We start from the raw sequence: 4,453 nt of genomic DNA on the forward strand, positions 1-4,453 counted from the left end.
CTGGTAGGGAAAGCACAGCATTTTATCCTAAAAGGTGGTTTAATGGATACAGAAAACACTAAACATGCTTCTGATCCATATGAATTCCGTCCGTACCATTACGAATGGCATGCCCCTGATGTTTCTAAATTTGAAGGCAGAACCTTTAATGGTTATATCCGTAGTGATGGCCGCGTGGGAACTGCAAATTATTGGTTGTTTATTCCGACTGTTTTCTGCGAAAACCGCAATTTAGATGTGATCCGTGAAGCTTTGCACAATGAATTGGGTTATGCGGTAACCGATAAATACAAATCTTACGCCCATGAGCTGGTTGAGGCTTATAAAAACGGCGAAATCCTGGAAGAAGCTGATCCAAGTTCAATTGGAATTGCAAACCCGTCAGCCAACCGCGTTTTTAAAAATGTTGATGGCATTAAATTCTTAAATCACCAGGGTGGTTGCGGTGGTACCCGTCAGGATGCTGCTGTATTAAGTAAATTATTGGCTGCTTATGCCGATCATCCCAACGTTGCGGGTGTTACTGTATTGAGCCTTGGTTGCCAGAACTTACAGGTTAAAGATTTTATGGACGATTTAAAACACCGTAGTCCAAATTTTGATAAACCTTTATTCATTTTTGAGCAGCAACAATCGCAAAGTGAAGAGCAATTGGTTAAAGAAGCGATTAGAAAAACTTTTATCGGTTTAACTGAGATCAATAAGATCGAACGCCAGCCTGCCCCTTTAAGCAAACTGGTTTTAGGTGTTAAATGTGGCGGTAGCGATGGTTTTAGTGGAATCAGTGCTAATCCGGCAGTAGGTTATACATCTGATTTGTTGGTGGCTTTGGGTGGTACTGTACTCCTAGCCGAGTTCCCTGAACTTTGCGGCGCAGAACAACAGTTAATCGACCGCACAAAAGACGAAACCGCAGCGCGTAAATTCATTCAATTGATGACTGCTTACAATCAATCTGCAGAAAATGTAGGCTCTGGATTTTTCATGAATCCATCGCCTGGAAATATAAAAGATGGTTTGATTACCGATGCGATTAAGAGTACTGGTGCAGCCAAAAAAGGCGGAACATCGCCAGTGGAAGATGTATTAGATTATACTGAGCCTGCTACAAAACCAGGATTAAACTTAGTTTGTACTCCCGGAAATGATGTTGAGGCTACTACAGGAAAAGCAGCGTCTGGAGCAACATTAATCTTGTTTACAACAGGCTTGGGTACGCCAACAGGAAATCCTGTTTGCCCTACCATCAAGGTTTCAACCAATAATGCATTAACCAAACGCATGGGCGATATTATCGATATCAACTGTGGGCCAGTAATCGAAGGCGAAAAAACCATCGAACAAATGGGAGAAGATATCCTGGAGTATTGCATTAAAGCAGCTAGTGGCGAAGTAATTCCTAAAGCGGTATTGCTTAATCAGGATGATTTTATTCCATGGAAACGGGGAGTGAGCCTTTAGTGAGTCTGGAGTGGTAAGTCCGAAGTCGTGAGTCTTGGAGCCTTATTCCGTGGTCTGTGTCCTCACAGACCACCAAGGGAATAAAACATAAATTGAGTTCCGATCTGTGAGGACACAGACCGGGGATAAATAGAAAATGAATAGATAAGCGTTTTGATCATCTCAAATCTCTTATCTCAAATTACATAGCATGAAACCTTTTTTAGACGAAAATTTTCTTTTGCAAAGCAAAACTGCTGAAAAGCTTTATCACAATTTTGCAAAATCATTGCCGATTATCGACTACCATAATCACCTTATTCCAGAGCAGATTGCAAATAACACTCAATTTGCCAACATCAGTCAGGTTTGGCTTGCTGGCGATCATTACAAATGGAGAGCGATGCGTGCCAATGGTGTTGATGAAAAATACATTACAGGTGTAGGATCTGACTATGAAAAATTTGAAAAATGGGCAGAAACTGTTCCCTATACTTTACGTAATCCTTTATACCACTGGACACATCTGGAACTTCAACGCTATTTTGGTATAACTGATTTACTTTCTGGTAAAACGGCACAGAAAATTTTCGACGAATGTTCTGCAAAATTGCAGACACCTGAATATTCTGTACGTGGTTTGCTAGCCAAAATGAATGTAGAAGCCGTTTGTACTACCGATGATCCTTTGGATAGTTTAAACTATCACCAACAATTGGCAAGAGAAGGCGCAAACCTTAAAATGTTGCCTGCCTTCCGCCCGGATAAAGCGATGAACAGTGACGATATTGAAGGTTTGAATGAATATATTGACAAATTGGAAAGTGTTGTAGATAAAACAATCAGTAGCTTTCAGGATTATATTGATGCTTTAAAAAGCCGTCACGATTACTTTGCGGCAAATGGCTGTTCAGTTTCTGACCATGGTTTAGAGCAGATTTATGCTGAAGATTATACAGAAGCAGAAATTGCATCAATTTTCGACAAAATCCGCAGTAAACAACATATTTCTTACGAGGAGAACCTGAAATTTAAATCGGCCATGCTGATTTATTTTGCAGAATGGGATCACGAAAAAGGTTGGGTGCAACAGTATCATCTGGGTGCATTGCGTAACAACAATGCCCGGATGTTAAGGCAGTTAGGACCTGATACCGGTTGGGATTCTATCGGCGATTTTAGTCAGGCCCGAATGCTTTCTAAATTCTTAAACCGTTTGGATAATCAGGATAAACTGGCAAAGACCATTATCTATAACCTTAATCCGGCTGATAATGAATTAATTGCAACGATGATCGGAAACTTTAACGATGGTTCGGTTGCGGGTAAAGTGCAATTTGGTTCGGCATGGTGGTTTTTAGATCAGAAAGATGGCATGATCAAACAATTAAACGCATTATCAAACATGGGGCTGCTAAGCCGTTTGGTGGGTATGCTTACCGATTCGCGAAGTTTCCTTTCTTTTCCTCGTCACGAATATTTCAGAAGGATCGTTTGTAACCTCTTTGGAGAAGATATTGAGAACGGCGAATTACCTAACGACTTGGAGTGGGTTGGCAAAATTGTTCAGGATATTTCGTACTTTAACGCAAAAAATTACTTTAAATTTTAACCAAAATAGGGCTTTAAAGAGGTATTTCGTTGGAATCAAATCATTTCAATCGTTTTCCTTCCATTTTCATACCGTTGCAGAAAACAGCATGAAATACGCCGATTAGATACAAAAATGAGCACCCAAATATTCGCTTCATCAAAAAAAGGAGAAAAAGTTTTAAGCTTTGGTGAAATACTTTTGCGCATCTGTCCCGATATGGACGGCCAGTGGTTAAAAGAAAATAAACTACCATTTTATGTGGGCGGTGCAGAGCTCAATGTAGCAACAGCGCTGGCACTTTGGAATGTTCCTTCAACTTACTTATCGGCTGTGCCTGATAATTCGGTAACCAGAGAGATTGTAGATTATCTGGATGCACGGAACATTGATACCACACCAATGGTTTATCATGGCGAACGTTTGGGGTTATACTATCTTCCGAAAGGGAAAGACCTTAAAAATGCAGGCGTAATTTACGATAGGGCAAATTCGGCCTATGCCGATTTAAAAGTTGGCCAAATTAACTGGGATGAAGTTTTTGAAGGTGTGAGCTGGTTTCATTTCAGCGCCATTTGCCCGGCAATAAATCAATCTATTGCTGATGTTTGCTTAGAAGCTTTAAAAGTGGCAAGTGCGAAAAATATTACCATTTCGCTCGATTTAAACTATCGCGCCAAGCTTTGGAAATACGGTAAAGATCCGATTGATGTGTTGCCCGAACTGGCTCAGTATTGCACGCTGATTATGGGCAATGTGTGGGCCGCCAATAAAATGTTGGGCACTGCACTTCACGAAGATTTAACACCAACTGAGGGTTATGCAAAGGAAACGTTACTGCAACAGGCAACAGATACTTCTAAAGAAATATTAAGTTTGTTTCCGTCTTGCAAGGCGGTTGCAAATACCTTTAGGTTCGATCATGGCAAGGGCATCAGGTATTATACTGCCATTTATACTGCTGATGAATTAACAGTTTCTGAAGAATATGTTTCAGAAGAAATTTTAGATAAGGTAGGTAGTGGCGATTGTTTTATGGCCGGTCTGATTTATGGCTTTTACAACCAACTATCGGCCAAAGAAACCTTAAATTTTGCCACCGCAGCAGCATACGATAAATTATACATTCCAAGCGATGCTACAACCAGTACTGTAGCCGATATAGAAAAAAGAATAATACGCAATGATTAGCAACAAGCACAAAATTTTAGATGCCATTTTAGAGCAGGGCATGTTACCCCTTTTTTACCAGGATAGCGAATCGGGTAGCGTAGAAATATTACGCACTTTGTATAAAGCCGGCGTTCGTGTTTTTGAATATACCAACCGAGGTAAATCGGCCCTGCCGAACTTTAAAAAGTTGAAAGAAATCCGTGATGCTGAAATGCCCGATCTTTATTTGGGAATTGGAACGATTAAAAC

General features: G+C 40.4%; 3 protein-coding genes and 1 pseudogene. All 4 read left to right on the forward strand.

Translation table 11 applies throughout. From position 1 onward, the window contains the following. Positions 1-1,461 (forward strand): UxaA family hydrolase (locus AC1DPQ_RS18980; protein WP_477610537.1); only part of this gene is annotated, 1,461 nt, incomplete at its 5' end. A 190-nt stretch (positions 1,462-1,651) separates the two neighbouring features. Continuing rightward, positions 1,652-3,052 (forward strand): glucuronate isomerase, encoded by a 1,401-nt coding sequence (gene uxaC, locus AC1DPQ_RS18985; RefSeq protein WP_477610538.1) that lies wholly within the window; start codon positions 1,652-1,654, stop codon positions 3,050-3,052. Positions 3,053-3,166: 114 nt separating this feature from the next. Beyond that, a complete protein-coding gene (locus AC1DPQ_RS18990; protein WP_477581283.1) occupies positions 3,167-4,222 on the forward strand; it encodes a PfkB family carbohydrate kinase in 1,056 nt (351 codons plus the stop codon). Next, a pseudogene (locus AC1DPQ_RS18995) lies at positions 4,215-4,453 on the forward strand (bifunctional 4-hydroxy-2-oxoglutarate aldolase/2-dehydro-3-deoxy-phosphogluconate aldolase); the annotation flags it as partial. The gene AC1DPQ_RS18990 and the pseudogene AC1DPQ_RS18995, both read left to right, overlap by 8 nt.

It is taken from the genome of Pedobacter sp. 01T416_2 (assembly GCF_056398925.1).

Bases quoted from the DNA above. Each gene is read 5' to 3' on its own strand.
- AC1DPQ_RS18990 (WP_477581283.1), top strand. From the start codon at position 3,167: ATGAGCACCCAAATATTCGCTTCATCAAAAAAAGGAGAAAAAGTTTTA.
- uxaC (WP_477610538.1), top strand. From the start codon at position 1,652: ATGAAACCTTTTTTAGACGAAAATTTTCTTTTGCAAAGCAAAACTGCT.